Origin of the sequence: Polyangium sp. 15x6, from assembly GCF_029960785.1 — a bacterium.
In the GTDB taxonomy this organism is placed as follows: Bacteria; Myxococcota_A; Polyangia; order Polyangiales; family Polyangiaceae; genus Polyangium.
In genome coordinates, this window is the sequence record NZ_JASBQE010000022.1 from 65,546 (window position 1) to 81,987 (window position 16,442).

General features: G+C 68.2%; 10 protein-coding genes. 4 read left to right on the forward strand and 6 right to left on the reverse strand.

Annotated elements, in window-relative coordinates:
• Positions 1-13 precede the first annotated feature (13 nt).
• The 4 genes from QHF83_RS18320 to QHF83_RS18335 are packed head-to-tail and all read right to left on the reverse strand — an operon-like array spanning position 14 to position 4,778.
• Entirely contained in the window at positions 14-865 is an 852-nt protein-coding gene (locus QHF83_RS18320; RefSeq protein ID WP_282419151.1) for an ABC transporter permease, read from the reverse strand.
• Positions 866-870: 5 nt separating this feature from the next.
• Positions 871-1,689 (reverse strand): ABC transporter permease, encoded by an 819-nt coding sequence (locus QHF83_RS18325; RefSeq protein ID WP_282419152.1) that lies wholly within the window; start codon positions 1,687-1,689, stop codon positions 871-873.
• Positions 1,690-1,728: 39 nt separating this feature from the next.
• Positions 1,729-3,612 carry a DUF4091 domain-containing protein gene (locus tag QHF83_RS18330; protein ID WP_282419153.1) on the reverse strand — a complete coding sequence of 628 codons (1,884 nt, stop codon included), beginning with the start codon at positions 3,610-3,612 and terminating at the stop codon, positions 1,729-1,731.
• The gene (locus QHF83_RS18335; RefSeq protein WP_282419154.1) at positions 3,609-4,778 is read right to left on the reverse strand and encodes a glycosyltransferase; all 1,170 of its coding nucleotides are present in this window, start codon (positions 4,776-4,778) and stop codon (positions 3,609-3,611) included. The genes QHF83_RS18330 and QHF83_RS18335 overlap by 4 nt, the downstream gene beginning before the upstream one ends.
• A gap of 268 nt (positions 4,779-5,046) precedes the next feature.
• Between QHF83_RS18335 and QHF83_RS18340 the strand changes: the two genes are divergently transcribed.
• The 4 genes from QHF83_RS18340 to QHF83_RS18355 all read left to right on the forward strand — a co-directional run bounded on the left by QHF83_RS18340 (position 5,047) and on the right by QHF83_RS18355 (position 12,002).
• The gene (locus QHF83_RS18340; RefSeq protein ID WP_282419155.1) at positions 5,047-6,123 is read left to right on the forward strand and encodes a glycosyltransferase family 2 protein; all 1,077 of its coding nucleotides are present in this window, start codon (positions 5,047-5,049) and stop codon (positions 6,121-6,123) included.
• Positions 6,124-6,156: 33 nt separating this feature from the next.
• Positions 6,157-7,548 carry a hypothetical protein gene (locus QHF83_RS18345; protein ID WP_282419156.1) on the forward strand — a complete coding sequence of 464 codons (1,392 nt, stop codon included), beginning with the start codon at positions 6,157-6,159 and terminating at the stop codon, positions 7,546-7,548.
• Between the two features lie 641 nt (positions 7,549-8,189).
• On the forward strand, positions 8,190-10,430 hold the full coding sequence (locus QHF83_RS18350) for an AAA family ATPase (RefSeq protein ID WP_282419157.1): 2,241 nt from the start codon (positions 8,190-8,192) through the stop codon (positions 10,428-10,430).
• A 3-nt stretch (positions 10,431-10,433) separates the two neighbouring features.
• Positions 10,434-12,002 (forward strand): hypothetical protein, encoded by a 1,569-nt coding sequence (locus QHF83_RS18355; RefSeq protein ID WP_282419158.1) that lies wholly within the window; start codon positions 10,434-10,436, stop codon positions 12,000-12,002.
• A gap of 27 nt (positions 12,003-12,029) precedes the next feature.
• Here the strand turns inward: QHF83_RS18355 and QHF83_RS18360 are convergent, their stop codons facing one another.
• Entirely contained in the window at positions 12,030-13,400 is a 1,371-nt protein-coding gene (locus QHF83_RS18360) for a TIGR03013 family XrtA/PEP-CTERM system glycosyltransferase (protein ID WP_282419159.1), read from the reverse strand.
• A 266-nt stretch (positions 13,401-13,666) separates the two neighbouring features.
• Positions 13,667-16,285 carry a DNA gyrase subunit A gene (gene gyrA, locus QHF83_RS18365; protein ID WP_282419160.1) on the reverse strand — a complete coding sequence of 873 codons (2,619 nt, stop codon included), beginning with the start codon at positions 16,283-16,285 and terminating at the stop codon, positions 13,667-13,669.
• Between the last annotated feature and the right edge of the window lie 157 nt (positions 16,286-16,442).

The following is a 16,442-nucleotide window of genomic DNA, read 5'->3' on the forward strand; positions in this document are numbered from 1 at the left end:
CGTCGGAACGAACTTAGGGACCGAGGAGCACGTAGCCAGCCGCGGAGAGGATCAGATCCAGCACGATCACCGCGAGCGAGGCGTTCACGACGGCCCGCGTGGTCGCCCAGCCGACGCCCTCGCTGCCGCCGTGCGTGGTGAGCCCCGAGTGGCCCGCCACGACCGGGATCGCGGCGCCGTAGGCCAGGCACTTCGCCAGGCCCACGACGAGATCGCCCGTGTCGACGAGGTGCAGGTTGAAGAACGTCCGCGGGTTGACATCGAACATGACGTACGCGGTGAGCATGCCCGTCAGCATCGCGACGCCCGCCGCCCAGATGACGAGGCAGATGGTCATGACGAGGCTCGCGAGGAACCGCGGCTTGATGAGGTAGTCGATCGGGTCGGCCGCGCACATGCGCAGCGCGTCGACCTGCTCGGTGACGACCATCGAGCCGATCTCGGCCGCGATGCCCGCCCCGACGCGCGTGGCGAGCATGAGCGCGCTGATCGTGGCCGCGAGATCCCGGACGAGCAGCTCCAGGTACGAGGCGCCGACCATGCTGAACTCGGGCAGGATGCGCTTCACCTGAAGGCCACCCTGGAGGACCAAGATCATCCCGATGAAGCCCATCACCACGGTCAAGAAGACGACCGAGCGGTTGCCGATCTCGAACATCTGGCGGACGACGGCGCCGAAGTCCGGTCGGCCGCGGACGCAGTAGTAGAGCGTCCGGATGAACACGGAGGCGATCTCGAGGCCCATGCCCACGAGCTGGATCGCCTGCGCGCCGACCATCGCGGCGATCGACTCGTCCGGCGGTTCGGCGGCCTGGTCGATGCCACTCGGCGGCGCGGGTTCGTCGTGGGTCTTCGCCGCGCTCACGTGCCTCAATCCAGCGTGAAGGAGACGAAGTAGTCGAGGACGAAGATGCCCGCGGCCGAGGCCACGACGGTCGCGTTCACGGCCCGCCCGACGCCCGGCGCGCCGCCCTTCACGCCGAGCCCGTACTGGCAGCTCGACAGCGCGATCACGATGCCGAAGACGATGCTCTTGATGAGGCCACTCGTGACGTCGCTCAGGCCGAGCAGGCCGCTCGTCAGGCCGTTGTAAAACGTCTTCGGCTCGACGCCGAGCAGGCCGAGGCCGCCGTACGCGGCGCCGAGCAGCGCGAGCGTGTCGGCGAAGATCGTGGACAGGAAGAGCGTGGTCACCATCGCGACGAAGCGCGGGGCGATGAGGAACGCGATGGGATCGATCGCGAGCACGCGCAGCGCGTCGATCTGCTCGGTGACGACCATGGTGCCGAGCTCGGCGGTGTTGTTCGCGCCGACGCGGCCGTTGATCATGAGCGCGGTGAGCAGCGGCGCGATCTCGCGCAGGATGCCGAAGCCCGCGCCCCAGCCGAGCAGGCCCTGCGCGCCGAGGCGCACGACGAGCGGCGCGGCCTGGATGACCATGATCGCGCCCGTGAAGAGGGCCGTGACGATCACGATCGGGATCGACTTCACGCCCATCCGGTAGAGGTTCCGGAGCGTCTCGGCGCGATCGATGCGGAAGGTGACGAGCCTGCGGAGGATCTGGTAGCCGAGCAGGCCCATGCCTCCGACGGTGGCCGCCGCGCCGAGAAAACCGCCGCCGATCTCCTCGAGGAGCCCCACGTCGGAAGGCGGAGGCGAGGACGCGGACGGGGGTTTCTTCGGGGGCATTCGCGAGGGCGAGCTTACCCGAGGACGCCCGTCCGCGGATCACGAAGCACGGCGCCGCGCGCACCCGACGAGCCACCCGGCGAGCGCGGTGGCGGCGAGCGCGAGGGTGGCGAAGGCCACGCCGAGCCGGATTTTGCCGCGAAACAGAGGCTTGGGCGTCATTTGACGCGCTGCGCGACCGGCGTCGAGGACGGCCGCGGTTTGGCGACGATCGAGGTGCGCGCCCTCGGAAATCAGCGCGCGGAGCGCCTCGCGCGCGGCCGTGTAGGCGGCGGCGTCCGTGGGAAAAGGCGTGGCTTCGTCGAGGTCGACTTCATCGAGCGAGCGGGGAAGGAGGCGCGTGGTGATCCCATCGGCCTCGGCCGGATGCGCGCTCCGCGCGAGCGCGAGGTAGCCCGCGTCCTGGATGCCACGGCGCAAAAGCTTCAACCGGATCGAAGGGAAGACGCCGTCGAAGCCGGCCGAGTGGTGCGCGAAACGGCCCATCTGTTTGCCCGGGTAGACGAGGACGCCGTCGCCGAGCGCGCTGTCGCCGTCTTCGTTGTGGAAGGTCTCGGCGACGACGAAGGGATCGATCGGGCCGCGGCCGCCGCGGTTGCCGTCGTTCCAGAAGGTGCTCTCCCAGAGGAACCAGCGGCCCGTGGGCCGCGTGGCCGCGATCCAGGCGTCCGCGAGCAAGCTCGCAGCCGGCGCGTCGAGCACGAGCGGGCCCGACTGCGGGAGTCTTCCGTTGTAGACCCACACGTCGCGGCCTTGATCGCGCGTGCCGAGCGCCGCGTCTTGCTGGAAGGCCTGCGACGGCAAGAGCACGAGGTCGACCTTCTGCTGACGCGGATCCTCGGCGCAGGAGTGCGCCACGCGCACGCGCTTCTGCGCGGGCGAGCGCGCGAGCAGCGAGCGCCACGTGGGGCCACGCGGGCTCTTGCACTGCTCGTCGATCGCGTAGAGGAAGACGTCCTCGATCGCGTCCGGGATCTTGGGGAGGAGGGCTTCGATCGTGCGCAGCTTGTCGGGGTGCGGGTCGCCAAACGTGCCGTAGGCGCCGAGCGTGACGGCCGCCTTCGGGATGCCTTCCCCCGGGCCCTCGTAGCCGTGTTCGTTCGTGTACAAAGCACCCGTGAGCGCGGGGCGGAGGCGCTCGAGGTCGGCCTCGCTGCGGATCGAGCCGAGCGCGTCGACGTGGTGCCGGTGCAGGAGCTGGAAGAGTTGTTTCTCGGCGGGTTCGAGGGCGCCGATGCGCTGGACGAGGTTTCGCGGCTCGTAGTAGGCGAGGAAGCTCGTGGCGCGGTAGGGGAGCTCGGCGCTCGCGACGTCGAGGACCACGGGCAAACGCGAGAGGGCGCCGCCTGCGTGGGTCACGACGATCTCGGTCGTGTAGTGGCCGGGCGGCGTGCGCGTGGGGACCTCGACGTCGATCCAGATCGCGCCGCGGGATCGAGGCTGGATCCGCAGAGGGTAGGGGAGCCACGCGGGCGCGTGCTCCACGGGGACGAGCGCGTCGGGCACGGCGCCGAGCACGTCCTCGTCCGGAGGGCGTGACGAAGGGGTCCAGCCGAGCGACTCGCCCGCGTGCCGATCGTTGCGGGATCGCGCGGTGATCTCGACGTAGGATTCGATGAAACGATCGACGCGGATCGGCGTGCGCGGCGGCGCCAGCTCCACGGTGACGGCGTCGAGCGGCGTGTCACCGGCCTCGACGATCACCTGGATCGCGACCACCTCGCCGCGGAGCGCTGCGATCTCGATCGCGCGGTCGGCTCCGCCGAGCGTTTGCCCCCGCGTGATCGCTCGATCGAGATCGGGCCCCTCGCGCCGCACGCGCACGCCGTCGTCCACCACGACGACGCGCGGCCCTCCGGCCGCTGCCGCGGTCGCGAGGAAGAGGAGCGCGAGAGCCGACGCGGCGCTCGTCCCGCGCTTCATGCGTGCACCGACCTCGCGCGTAGGAGCGCTCCGAGCAGGGCCTCCGCGCTTCGATCCCAGCCGGGGGGAGCCGCACGCGTGAGCTCGTCCTCGTCCCACGCGCGGCTCGTCGCTTGCTCGATCGCCGCCGCGAGCGCGGCCGCATCACGCGCGGGCACGAGCAGGCCCGTGCGCTCGTGCGCGACGACATCGGGGATCCCGCCCACGCGCGACGCGATGACGGGTCGGCCCGCGGCGAGCGCTTCGAGCACGACGTTCGGCGTGCCCTCGTTCCAGCTCGGGAGCACGAGCGCGTCGGAGGCCGCGAGGAAACGCGCGACCTCCTCGGCCGGACGCGCGCCGGCGACGAGCAGCGGCAAGCCCGCGTCGCGCTTCTCTTCGAGCGTTTTGCGCATCGAGCCATCGCCGACGAGCGCGACCGTGAACTGCTTCGGCGCGCGCGCTTCGATCGACGCGAGCGCATCGCAGAGCTCGTGCAGGCCCTTCGCTCGTTCGAGCCTTCCCACGTAGACGAGCACCTTCGAACGCGGATCGAGCCCGAGCGCCGCGCGCGCCTCGGCGCGGCTCCGCGGCTGGAAGAGCGCGCGATCGACGCCGTTCGGGACGAGCGTCACACGATCGCGCGGCGCGCCGAGCGCGGCGAGGGCGTCGAGCATCGGACGGCTCACGCCGATCACCGCGCCCGCGCGGCGCAGCGTCGCGTGCACGAGCGCGCGCACGGACGGCCAGCGCGCGATCACGTTCACGTCGGTGCCGTGCGCCTTCACGGCGTACGGCAGGCCGAGGGCGCGGGCGAGGTGCTGCGCGGCCCACGCGTCGGGGAAGAGGAACGCGCCGAGCACGACGTCGAAGCGGCGGCGCAGCGCGGCGAGGTGCGGCACGAGGCCCGCGAGGTAGAGCGGCCCGTTCACGGCGGAGAGCCACGGACCCGCGAGCGGCAGGTACGGCGCGCGTGGGTGCACGACGGGCAGGCCGTCGATCGTGTCCTCCGCGGGCACGCGGCATAACTTTCCGACCCGGGCGCGATCACCAATCAGCGAAGCGCCGGGCACCCAGGGCACGACGCCGAGCACATTCACGTCCGCGAGGCGCGAAAGCGCGGCGAGCTGCCGGCGCTGAAATGGGCACGCGAGCGGCTCCACCCGATTCGGGAAGATCCGCGTCACGGCGAGGACACGCAGCCGTCCGCCGTTACCAGGAGAAAAATGGGTTGTCCCGAGCAACACCTACCAGCATTGCATGCGAATTCGCGTTCGCAACTCGCATGTGCGTGAACACGGATTCGCTGGATCCGCCCGCCCGGGGCACCCTGCAATCGGACTCGGATTTCGCCCGATTGAAAAGCAGTCACGTTGTGGGATGCTGCCCGCGTCGTGGTCTGGGGCCGGGCTCGGCAGGTTCGAGCTCTTTTCGTGGCTTTTCGGGGGGCTTTGGATGGATGATTGGGGACCCGAGTCGGGGCGCGGCGGCGTGATCCTTCGGACGCTGGCCGAACGTCCCTTCTGTTCGATCGTGATTCCTTGTTACAACGAAGAGGAACACATCGAGCGGGTCGTGCGGGCGGCGGCCGGGCAACGATATCCGGCCGATCGAATGGAGATCTTCGTCGTCGACGGACGCTCCCTCGACCGGACGCGGGACATCGTGCGCGCGCTCGCCGACGAGGATCCGCGGATCATCCTGCTCGATAATCCCCAGCGCCTCCAGGCCGCGGCGATGAACATGGCGATCAAGCGCTCCCGCGGGGACGTGATCGTGCGCATGGACGCCCACGCCGATTACGAGCCCGGCTACGTGGCCGCGTCCGTCGCGGCGCTCCGGCGGACGGGGGCTCTCAATGTGGGCGGCGCCATGCGGCCGCGGGCGAAGACCACGTTTCAGAAGGCGCTCTGCGCGGCGCTCGGGAGCCCGCTCGGCGTGGGCGGATCGGCGTCCCGCGACCCGGAGCGCGAGGGATACGTCGAGAGCGTGTGGTGCGGGGCATTCCGTCGCGAGGCCTTCGAGCTCGCGGGCCTCTTCGACCCGGACGCGCGGACGAACGAGGACGCGGAGCTGAACCAGCGGATCCTCGAGCGGGGCGGGCGCATTTACCAGTCGCGCGACATCGTGGGCCATTATTATCCGCGCTCGTCGTTTCGTACCTTGTTTCAGCAATATTTCAATTACGGATCGGGGCGCGCGCGGACGATCCTCCGGCGCGGGTTGCCGCCGTCGATCCGGCCCTTGATCCCGTTCACGACGCTGGTCACGTTCACCGTGCTCGCGTCGCTCGCGGCCTTTTATCCGCCGGCGAGGCCCGTCCTCGGCGCGGCCGTGTCCGTGTATGTGCTGGCGATTTTTGCGGCGGCGGCGTGGGCTTGCCGGCGGGTCGACGGGCGCCTGGTTTTCCACGTGGCGGCGATGTTTCCCGTGATGCACCTCGCGCACGGGCTCGGCTTCGCGGTCGGGCTCGCGCGGTATGCGCAGGAGCCATTGCGGGACGCGGAGCCGGAGCGGCTGACGGCTCGATAGAGCGCCGAACGGCTCGGAACGACAAGGAGGCGCATGCTGGGTTTTTTCCCCGCAGGAGGGCTCGCCGTCACCGACGCGACGGCGGCGGTCACGGTCGAGCAAAGTGCGGTCACGGGCATCACGCCCACGGGCGGTTATGGCATCGCGCTGACGAGCGTGGACGGCGCGGCGAGGATCGTCTCGCGCGGGGCGCGCGCGGCGTTCTTGCTCGACATTTCCGGTCGTTACGGGCGTGCTCTCGCGGCGACGCGGGGCGCCCTGTCCCCGCAGGACATCGCGGGCACGGCGGTGACGCGGCTCGATGTCGTGACCTCGCCCCGCACGGCCGTTTCTTTCTCCGCGGACGGCCTCCTCGCGTCGCGGCTCGGGCTTCGGGCCACGAATGATCTGACGGCGCGGGATCCTTTTCTCCAGGGAAGGGTCATTTACGCGCTCGGGAGTCGTGTCGGATTCACCGCGACCACGACGCCGCGGTCGTATGCGCGTTTCGAGGCGGGATACACGCAGGCGGGCGCCGTCGCCGCGGATCACCCCGAGGCGGTGGGGCTCGATAGCCACGCGGTCCTCGGGAGCGCGTCGTTTTCGTGGCTCGCCGGCCGCCGATTCCGCCTCGGGCCCATCGTGCGGGCAGGCTACACCCATTTCGAGCACGCGCTGCTCGACGTGGACCTCACACGCGGGCCCGCGGACGTCACCACCGTCTCGGGCCTCGCATCCGCGACGTTCGAGATCTCCCGCCGGATCCGGGGCGCCGCGGCGCTCGGGATGACGGTGGCGAGCCCGCCGACGTTCCTGAAGGACGAGTCCTCGGGGGTGATCGCGCCGGACGCGCGGATCGACGCGCGATACGCGGGGCACGGATACGGGATTGTTGGAACCTACGGTTTTTCGTATTCGTCGCTCGGTCCGCGAATCGGGTTCGGGGCGCAGCACGCGGCGGGGCTCGAGATGTGGAGCCGGCCGCGGGGAGGGCGGGAGTTCCGGAGCGTGATCGCGCGCGGAATCCTGCGCTTCCGTCACGGTGAGGCGCCGCTCGCGACGCAGCCGAGGCTCGGATCGCCAGCGGGGACGCCGCTTCCCGAGGGCAAATTCGTGACGACAGCGGTGGCCGCGGGGGGTTCGCTCGGAATCCCACTCGCGACGGGGCTCATCCTGACGGGTGGGGTGGATCTCGAGCTCATCAACATGCGTTTCGAGCCGGATCCGACGGGCGCGTCGGCGCCGACGTTCCGGACGATGGTGACAGTGGCGATCTCGGCGATCGGATCGACGGATCCGATGCGGCGGGTGCCACGGGACCCCGACCTGCAGGACCAGGACGCGCGGCCGGCGGTGCTTGACGAGGAGGAGGCGCGCGCAGCGGGCGGGGCAGCAGGGCGGAAGGGGACGACGGAGGAGGACGAGGACGCGTTCTACGAGGATTGAGGGAACCAGGCGGGGCCGCGGGAGGTCCGGGCGAGGCTGCGGAAGGTCCAGGCGGCTCCGCGGGAGATCCAGGCGAGCCTCACGCGACCGCACGCGCGCCGGAGCGCGGCTTCACGCGTTTCCGGGGGAAATCCAGGCGCCGATGGGCGAGGTCCACGTGGTCCCCGGTCAGCCGCAAGCGGGCCGGAGCGAAGGTCCAGGCGGCGCTGTGGGAGGTTCAGGCGCGCCATCGTCCGTTGCAAGCACGCCGGGGCTCAGGTCCACGCTGTCCTCGGTCAACCACACGCGCTGCTTGGTCAACCCCACGCGGTCCGGGGTCAGCCGCAGGTGATCCCCCGTACGCTGCACGCGTTCCTGCGTCAATCCCACGCGTTCCTTGGTTAACCGCACGCGGTCCGGGGTCAGCCACAGGTGGTTCCGGGTCAGCCGCAGACCCTCGTGGTCAGCCGCAAACGTTGCTTGGTGATCTACGGTACGTTGTTTGATGTTCCACGCGTTTCTCATGCAGGCCCAGGCTACTTGTACGGAAGCCGGCAACACTGGTACGTTCGAGTTCCCACATGCCTGTCTGCGAAACACGGGCGGACAACGCTCCGTGAAGTACATGCGGATAGGTGGACGCGCCCAGGAGCCTGGCCTCGATGACCACCACGAACGGCACGACCGAGCCCGCAGCAGCAAAAGACGCCCCTTCGAGCACGGACGCGGATGATCCGATCCCGGCAGCGGCCGAGAGGCTTGCCAAGCGGCTGCGCCCGGTGATCCACCCTGGCATCAAAGCCCTCGAAAAGAAAACTTTGGCGAGCTTTGCTTGGGAGCGTCAGGGAAAGCGCCAATCTACCGCCGTCGTCCTCAAGGAGGTGAAGGACCAGCGTGCGGGAGCCTCGAACGTGATTTTCACCCTGGCTTGGCAGCCCAAGGGTGGCAAGGAAGTCGAGGTCCAGGTCAACGCTACGATTACCATCCAGATCCAGCGGGGCAGGACGGCGTTGCTGCTCCAGATCCGGATCTATGATGGCACTCGCACGGTCAATTTAGGTCGAGGCGAGAGCATCCCGAAGTGGGAAGCCGGAGAGAAGAACGTCGTCGTATTCCCTTATCCGAGCTCCGCGATCGGCGTCGAGCGCGCAGGTCAAGTCTGGTTCCCGAAGGACCCGTCGAGTCCCGTCGTGACTCGTGAACTCGGTATCGAAGGCAAGGCAACCTATGGGGATCTGGCGCCCTACTGGCCGCACTTCAGCGAGAAGGGCTGGCTCGTCGAGCTGCCTCCGTTGCCTGCTCCACTGGGGGAGGCAATGGCCAAGGAGGTTCCGGAGAGCTGGGGCAAGACGGTATTGGCGTTCGCCATTTGGGCCATGGTGGTGCAGCCATTCCAGCAATCCGAATCGGGGGACGCAGAGGCGACGGTCGATCCCACAACATATGGCCTACCACCGGTGGCGAGCTACTGGCCGCAGCGTGCGGTCAACCTCGATCCCAACCGAGTGTATGCGGAGCTGTCGAAGACGTTGCTCTTGCCCTGGCATCTCGTGGCGGCTGCCTGCGCGTCGCTCAATGCGGGCAAACACGTGATTTTCACCGGACCACCGGGGTGCGGCAAATCGAAGCTGGCGATCGCGCTCGCGCAGATGGTTCGCAACGCCGAGCCGGTCATCGCCACCGCGTCGCCCGCCTGGACCGCCGGCGACCTCGTGGGCCGCTATCTGCCCCGCCGCGATGGCAAGGGGCTCGAGTTCAAGCCGGGCTTCTTCCTGCGCGCCGTGGAATCGAACCGGTGCCTCGTGATCGACGAGTTCAACCGGGCGAACATCGATCAATGCTTTGGCGAGTTGTTTGCCGTGTTCGCCGGTGATCCCGTGGAGCTCCCGTTCGAGCAGGCGCTCGAGGATACCGTTGGGCCCATGGCAGCGGTCCCCGCTACGAAGACCGTCGATGGGATGGCCGCCGTGGACGGCGCAGGGGCCACGGGAGATTCGGATGGTAACGCCATTACGGTGCCTAAAGAGCCGCGCCACGCGACGGTACGTATCCTACCCACGACGTACACGCGGCGGCATGGCGCGCGCCCAGAGGAAGAGGGCGTCGCTTATCGCGATTACAAGGTAAGCCCGGAGTTCCGCCTGGTCGGCACGATGAACGATGCGGACCGCGCGCAGCTTCATCAGCTCTCGTTTGCGTTGCTCAGGCGGTTCGACATCCTGCGCGTCGAGGCGCCAGCTCCGGAGAAGGTCAAAGACTTCATCAGCGATCGGATCACGAAGATCTCCGATACGATGGACAAGGCGGCCTACCAGTTCGAGGGGCAGGGAACCAAGGACCTCCTGCAGCGTCTGCGGGCCGAATATCTCGAGCCGCTTTTCAGCAACGTTGCGCCGAAGAGCAGCAGCGCACAGCCCTTCGTCGACCTCGTCGCGGAGCGAGCGATCGGGCTCGCAACGGTGGAAGATATCTTGCGCTTCTTGTCAGAAGGGCTGCGGAGCCCGAGCGAGGGAGAGAGGGTGGCGTCGGGCGGGGTAAAAGAGCCGGGGCTCGCCGCGGGGGCGTCGTATCTCGCCATGGGGCTCGTGCTCAGCGTCTTCCCGCAACTCGACGCGCTCGATGCGGTTCGCCGCCGGGCAGCCATCGCGCACATCGTCGCGATATTCCACCGGGAAGGCAAAGGGGCGCCTTTCGTGCACATCGAGGGGAAACGGGACGACAAGACGGGCAAAGTGACCTACCAGCTCGTCAAGCCGTCGGCGCGCTCGTTCCGTCCGAAAGACATCAACAAGGACAACGAGATCTCCATCGCCGAATACCTGATCGGGGAGCTGTCGCTGCAATATCAGGATCTCGGGGACGACCAGTGGGAGAGCCTGGTCCGACACGCAGCAGGCGGGTGACCCATGAAGCGCACCGCTGTCACGTCGATCGCCCCGCCGGTGGTCTCGGCTCCTCTCGGGAATCGCGTTGCATCGCGGCGTGATATCGACCTCTTCGTCGATCAAGTGAGCTGGCTCGGCAAGCACCTGCGCGATTCGAGCCGGCTCGGCGTGATGAGCTGGATCGGGCGAGCGTTGCGCCCCGAAGTTCGCGACGAATTGCGCGCGTTTTTTCGAGTGGATCATCAGGTCCACATCCAGGCAGAACGCGAGCTGCTCGCGCTCCTCCGCCGGCCCTGGCAAAAGCAGTCCCCTCGATATTCGAGGCTCGACATGCCGGAGCGCAACGTGGATTGGGCGCGGACGCACGTCGAGGAACTCACGTCGCCTCCGTCTCGCTTCTGGGCGCGGGACGTCGTCCCCATGCTCGATGCTGGGCTCCTCGGCGGGTTATGCTCGCTCGGGAGGACCATGCTCGACCTGGGCACGCTGGGGCCCCTCAGCGAGGAGCGGCGGGCCGTACGGGAGGCCTTGCGTGACGTGATGGCGCAAGTCGCCCGGACCATCGGGCGTCGCCATGGGGCCTATACGCATCTGCATGAACAGCGACTCCTGCGGATGGACAGGGAGACGCGTTCGAGCGCGCAGGCGATCCGAGCCTATCTCGCGTTCTGGCAAGATCGGTTCGGCGCGGAAGGCGACACGGAGCGGTTGCGTGCTTTCGCGAAGGAGATCGAGGAGGCAGACTTGCGTTGCCAGAGGCGGACGCTGGATAGCCTCCTCGAAGTGTCGGTCTCGATCGCCGTTGCGCGTGCGGCCCAGGAGACGCAGGACACGGTGGACTTGCCTGATGGGGTGCGGTGGGAGATCGAGGATGTCGACGAGCGAGATGAGCGCAACGTCCCACGGATCCTGCTACGTGCTGGCGCGCTGTCTTGCACCATCTCCAAGAATGCCCCGAAAGGGGATGCTCTCGTGCCATTGCTCGTGGACATGGGTATCGAGGCGCGGGGGAATCAGCCTGATATCGTGCTCACGTTCGCGCAGAAACACGCGGACGGGCAGGAGGACCGGATCGTCGTGCTCGCGGATGCCAAGCGCAACGCCGAGCACGACGGGAGGGGATATCTGGCAACGTCCGTCGAGACGGCAGCGGTGTACGCCGTATCGTTTGGCCACCTCATGGGAGTGCGGTTCCATCCGGACGGGCACGGGCGAATCGATGGCGACGTCCTTCCGGCCGTGTCGCTGTTCTGTCGCCAGGGCGTGAAGAGGGTCGCCGGCGCTGGGCCTCGACAAGAAGACATCGTCGCGCGGCTCCGGGCGCCCCAGCGGTTGCCTGCGGTCATGGCCCTCGATTTTCAGCATTTTTTCGGAGGCGAAGGGGGAACGCGGTGGACCCCAGCTATCGTCGGCGCCTGGTTCGGGCGGATTGCGCGGGAGGCGTCGGCGGCGCTCCGGCACAGGACCGCGGAACATCGTTCGCAAAGCGGCGGAGGACAGGAGCGCGGGAGTCAGGCACAGGCAGCCCGATCCGTGCCCTCCGGGCGCCGTGAGCGGGGACGGCGGGACGACGGAGGGGATGCCGCATAACTGCCCGAACGCTCCCATGGCTCCCGCTCAACGCGCCCCAATCCGGAGCAGCACCACCTTGACCGTATCGAGCAAAATCGACAGATCGAACCACACCGACAGCGTCTTGATGTAGAACAGGTCGTGCTGGAGCTTTTCGAGCTGGTCCTCGGTCGTGGCTCCGTAATGGTAGCGGACCTGCGCGTAGCCCGTCAGGCCTGGCTTGACGAAGAGACGCTGGCGGAAGAAGGGAATTGCCTTTTCGAGCTCCTCGGTGAAGTTCGGGCGCTCTGGCCGCGGGCCGACCAGGCTCATGTCGCCGGCGAGTACGTTCCAGAGTTGCGGCAGCTCGTCGAGACGCGTCTTGCGAATGAAACGGCCTACCCGCGTCACGCGCGGATCGTCCTCCGATGCCCAGCGCGCCTTTCCATCCGCCTCCGCGTCCGTGCGCATCGAGCGAAACTTGTAAATGGTGAAGGGGCGACCGTAGACCCCGGCCCGCACCTGCGAATACAGGACCGGTCCTGCCGAGTCGAGCTTGATCGCGAGGGCCGTGAGCAGCATCAGCGGCGAGGCGAGCACGAGGCCGACCGTGGCGCTGACGACGTCGAGAATACGCTTGCCGACCAGCGTCCGCTTCGCGACGCGGAAGCCGTGCGCGAATACGAGCTGGCTCGGGCGTAGCTCGCGGACGAAGATTTTGCCCGTGATGCGCTCGTAGAACTCCACGCCTTCCTCGACCTCGACGCCCCGGAATTTGAGCTCGAGGAGCGCGTCGATGGGCAATTTGCCCCGGCGATCCGCCGCGCAGACGATGATGTGCCGGACACCGTGCGCCGCCGCGATGCGCGGCAATTCGTCGTAGGTGCCCAGGACGTCGGGGGCGGCGCGGCCCGGGTCGCCCTCCTGCACGAGCCGGCCGACGAAACGCATCCCGCCGGTGTCGTGGGTCCGCGCGCCCGTGATCACCGCGTCCGCGAGTGGCCCCGAGCCGAGGACCAGGGTCCGCTTGCACAGACGATCACTCGCCGCGGCCCGCGCGAGCCCCGTGCGAAAAAGGGGCAAGACGAGCGCGCCCGCCGCGAGCCCGAGCGCCACGGCGCCGAAGCGCTCGCCCGCGTCGTCCGAAAAACCCTGGAAGACGAGCCAGAGCAGGAACACCGAGACGCCGAGGGCGCGCGCGACTTTCCAGGCCAGGGTGCGGAGATCGCGAATGGGCGATGGTCCGTAAAGGCCATGGTAGTAAAGCGACGCCTGCGCCACGAGCGTGATCGCCGCGGCGTCGAACACGCGGGAAAGCGTGGCGACGTCACGGTACCCCTCGATCGCCGCCGCACCCGCGCAGACGAGCAATACGAGCAAGGCAGCCTCGACGAACCATACGATGGCACGGCGTCGCGACCGAAATAGCTCGAGCATGTTGCCCCCCAGCAATGGAGGGCCCACACGCATCCGATCCTGCGCGTCGCACCCCCCAAGCCCCTCGTCAACGCTTGGGGGCGTACGCTCGGACGAGCCGAGCTACGCCCCCAAATCTCGTCAACGCTTGGGGGCTTCGCTCGGTCAAGCCGAGCTACGCCCCCAAACCCCCGGGGTCCCCCGGGTGACCGGGTGAGCCCCGGCGATGCTGTGTGACAGTGCTTACGTTAGCTCCCGGTCACGCGAGGTGCCAGGGGGGCGGGGTGTCACTCGGCGACGCCGTTCGTCCCGTCGTGACTCGTGCCGTTCGTGTCGTTCGTGTCATGCGCGCCGTTCGTCTCGAGCGGCGGGGGCGGGACCGTGCCTTCTTCGGCCTCGGCGAAGGCCTCGATCGCCACGACGCGCTCGTCGCCGTCGACGTTCATGAGGCGCACGCCCTGGGCATTGCGGCCGGTCTCGCGGATCTCGCTGGCCTTGGTGCGCAGGGTTTGGCCGCGATCCGTCACGAGCATGATCTGATCCGTCGGCGAGACCATGGCGACGCCGACGACCGGACCATTACGCTCGCTCGCGTCGATGAGGATGACGCCCTTGCCGCCGCGGCTCTGGAGGCGGAACTCGTCGAGCGGCGTGCGCTTGCCATACCCATGCTCGCAGACCGCGAGGACCCGGTCACGCCCGCCGTCCGTGACGCAGAGGCCGACCACGAAATCGCCCTCGTTGAGCTCGATGCCCTTCACGCCCATGGTGGCGCGGCCCGTCGGACGGACCTCCTCCTCGGCGAAGCGGATCGACATGCCGTTGTGCGTGGCGATGAGGAGCTCGCGCTTGCCGTCGGTGATCGCCGCGGAGAGGAGCTGATCGTCCTCCTCGATGCGCACGCCGATGATGCCCTTGTCGCGGAAGTTCTCGTACTCCTCGAGCGCGGTCTTCTTGATCTGGCCGCGCCGCGTGAGCGTGACGACGAACCAGCCGGTCTCGATGCGCGGGACGGGGGTGATGGCGGCGATCTTCTCGCCCTGCTCCATCCCGACGAAGTTCACGATCGCCCGGCCCTTGGCGTTCCGCGCCGCGCTCGGGATCTCGTAGACCTTCTTGACGTAGACCTTGCCCTTGTCGCTGAAGAAGAAGACGTAGCTGTGCGTGGAGGCGACGAAGAGCTGGCTCACCCAGTCCTCGTCCCGCGCCTCCATGCCGACCATGCCCTTGCCGCCGCGGCGCTGGGCCCGGTACGTCGTGACGGGTGTGCGCTTGACGTACCCCAGGTGGGAGATGGTGACGACCATGTCCTCCTCCTGGATGAGGTCCTCGACCTGGATCTCGGCCTCGGTCGGGACGATCTCGGTGCGGCGCACGTCGTTGTAGCGGCTCTTGATGTCCTCGAGCTCGCCCACGATGACGTCCATGAGCTTGTGCTCGTCCGCGAGGATGCCGGTGAGGCGGATGATCTCCTCGACGAGCTCGGCATAGTCGCGGGCGAGCTTTTCGCGCTCGAGGCCCGTGAGGCGCGAGAGGCGCATCTCGAGGATGGCCTTGGCCTGGCGCTCGGAGAGGAAGTAGTCGCCGCGCGCGTCGGCGTCCTTGCACTCGGGCTCGGGGCGGCCCGCGCGCCGCAGGAAATCGCCGAAGCCACGCAAGGGGAGCTTCTGCAGGCGATCTCGCGCCTCCTCGGGATCCTGCGAGGTGCGGATGGTCGAGACGATGACGTCGACGTCGGTCGTCGCCATGCCGAGGCCCTCGACGAGCTCGCGCTGCGCTTCGGCCTGGCGGAGCTCGTAGCGCGTGCGCCGCGTGACGACCTCGCGCCGGTGCTCGATGAAGTGCGCGAGCGTCTCCTTGAGGCCGAGGACGGCGGGGCGGCCGTTCGCGATCGAGAGGTTGATGACGCCGAACGTCGATTGCAGGTCCGTGAGGCGGTAGAGCTGGTTCTGGACGACCTGGGGGAAGACGTCCTTCTTGAGCTCGACGACGACCCGCATGCCCTCGCGGTCGCTCTCGTCGCGCACCTCGGAGATGCCCTCGATGCGCTTTTCCTTGATGCACTCGGCGATCTTGGCGACGAGCTTGGCCTTGTTGACCTGGTAGGGGATCTCGGTGACGACGATCTGCTCGCGATCACCCTTCAACGTCTTCTCGACGATGCAGCGGCCGCGCATGACGATGGTGCCGCGGCCCGTGCGATACGCCTGGTCGATGCCGCTCTTGCCGTAGATGAGGCCGCCCGTGGGGAAATCGGGGCCCTTCACGTGCTGCATCAGGTCGTCGACGGTCGACTCGGGGTTCCGGATGAGCAGGACCGTGGCGTCGATGATCTCGCCGAGGTTGTGCGGCGGGATGTTCGTCGCCATGCCGACCGCGATGCCGCCCGAGCCATTGACGAGGAGCTGGGGGAACTTCGCCGGCAGGACCGTGGGCTCGAGCTCGGAGTCGTCGTAGTTCGGAGCGAAATCGACGGTCTCTTTTTCGATGTCGGTGAGCAGCTCCGTCGCGACGCGGGCGAGGCGCGACTCCGTGTAGCGCATGGCCGCGGCCGAGTCGCCGTCGATGGAGCCGAAGTTTCCTTGTCCGTCGATGAGCGGATACCGGAGGCTGAACGGCTGCGCCATGCGGACGAGCGCGTCGTACACGGCCATATCCCCGTGCGGGTGATACTTGCCGAGCACGTCGCCGACGACGCGCGCGCATTTCTTGTGCGCCCCGCTCGGGCCGATCTTCTGCTCGTGCATCGAGAAGAGGATCCGGCGGTGCACCGGCTTGAGCCCGTCGCGCACGTCGGGGATGGCGCGACCGATGATCACGCTCATCGCGTAATCGAGGTAGCTGTTCCTGAGCTCGTCCTGGATGCTGACGGGAATCTTCTGCTGGATGTTCGAGGTATCTTCCATACCGCCGCTCGGGCCTGGGCCTGGCGTACGAGGAGGCCCGGAAAAAGCCTCGTCCCACGCCGGCCGGAGGACGCTCTCAGGTAGTATACGACCCGTGAACCTGCAATCAGGTTCGAGGGTTTTGTGCCCAGGAATCGGTGCGTCGCGGCGCTGGCTC

Excerpts from the sequence above, each read along its gene's own strand:
- QHF83_RS18340 (WP_282419155.1), top strand. The coding sequence starts at position 5,047 with ATGGATGATTGGGGACCCGAGTCGGGGCGCGGCGGCGTGATCCTTCGG.
- QHF83_RS18350 (WP_282419157.1), top strand. The coding sequence starts at position 8,190 with ATGACCACCACGAACGGCACGACCGAGCCCGCAGCAGCAAAAGACGCC.
- QHF83_RS18360 (WP_282419159.1), bottom strand. The coding sequence starts at position 13,400 with ATGCTCGAGCTATTTCGGTCGCGACGCCGTGCCATCGTATGGTTCGTC.
- QHF83_RS18330 (WP_282419153.1), bottom strand. The coding sequence starts at position 3,612 with ATGAAGCGCGGGACGAGCGCCGCGTCGGCTCTCGCGCTCCTCTTCCTC.
- QHF83_RS18325 (WP_282419152.1), bottom strand. The coding sequence starts at position 1,689 with ATGCCCCCGAAGAAACCCCCGTCCGCGTCCTCGCCTCCGCCTTCCGAC.
- QHF83_RS18345 (WP_282419156.1), top strand. The coding sequence starts at position 6,157 with ATGCTGGGTTTTTTCCCCGCAGGAGGGCTCGCCGTCACCGACGCGACG.
- gyrA (WP_282419160.1), bottom strand. The coding sequence starts at position 16,285 with ATGGAAGATACCTCGAACATCCAGCAGAAGATTCCCGTCAGCATCCAG.
- QHF83_RS18355 (WP_282419158.1), top strand. The coding sequence starts at position 10,434 with ATGAAGCGCACCGCTGTCACGTCGATCGCCCCGCCGGTGGTCTCGGCT.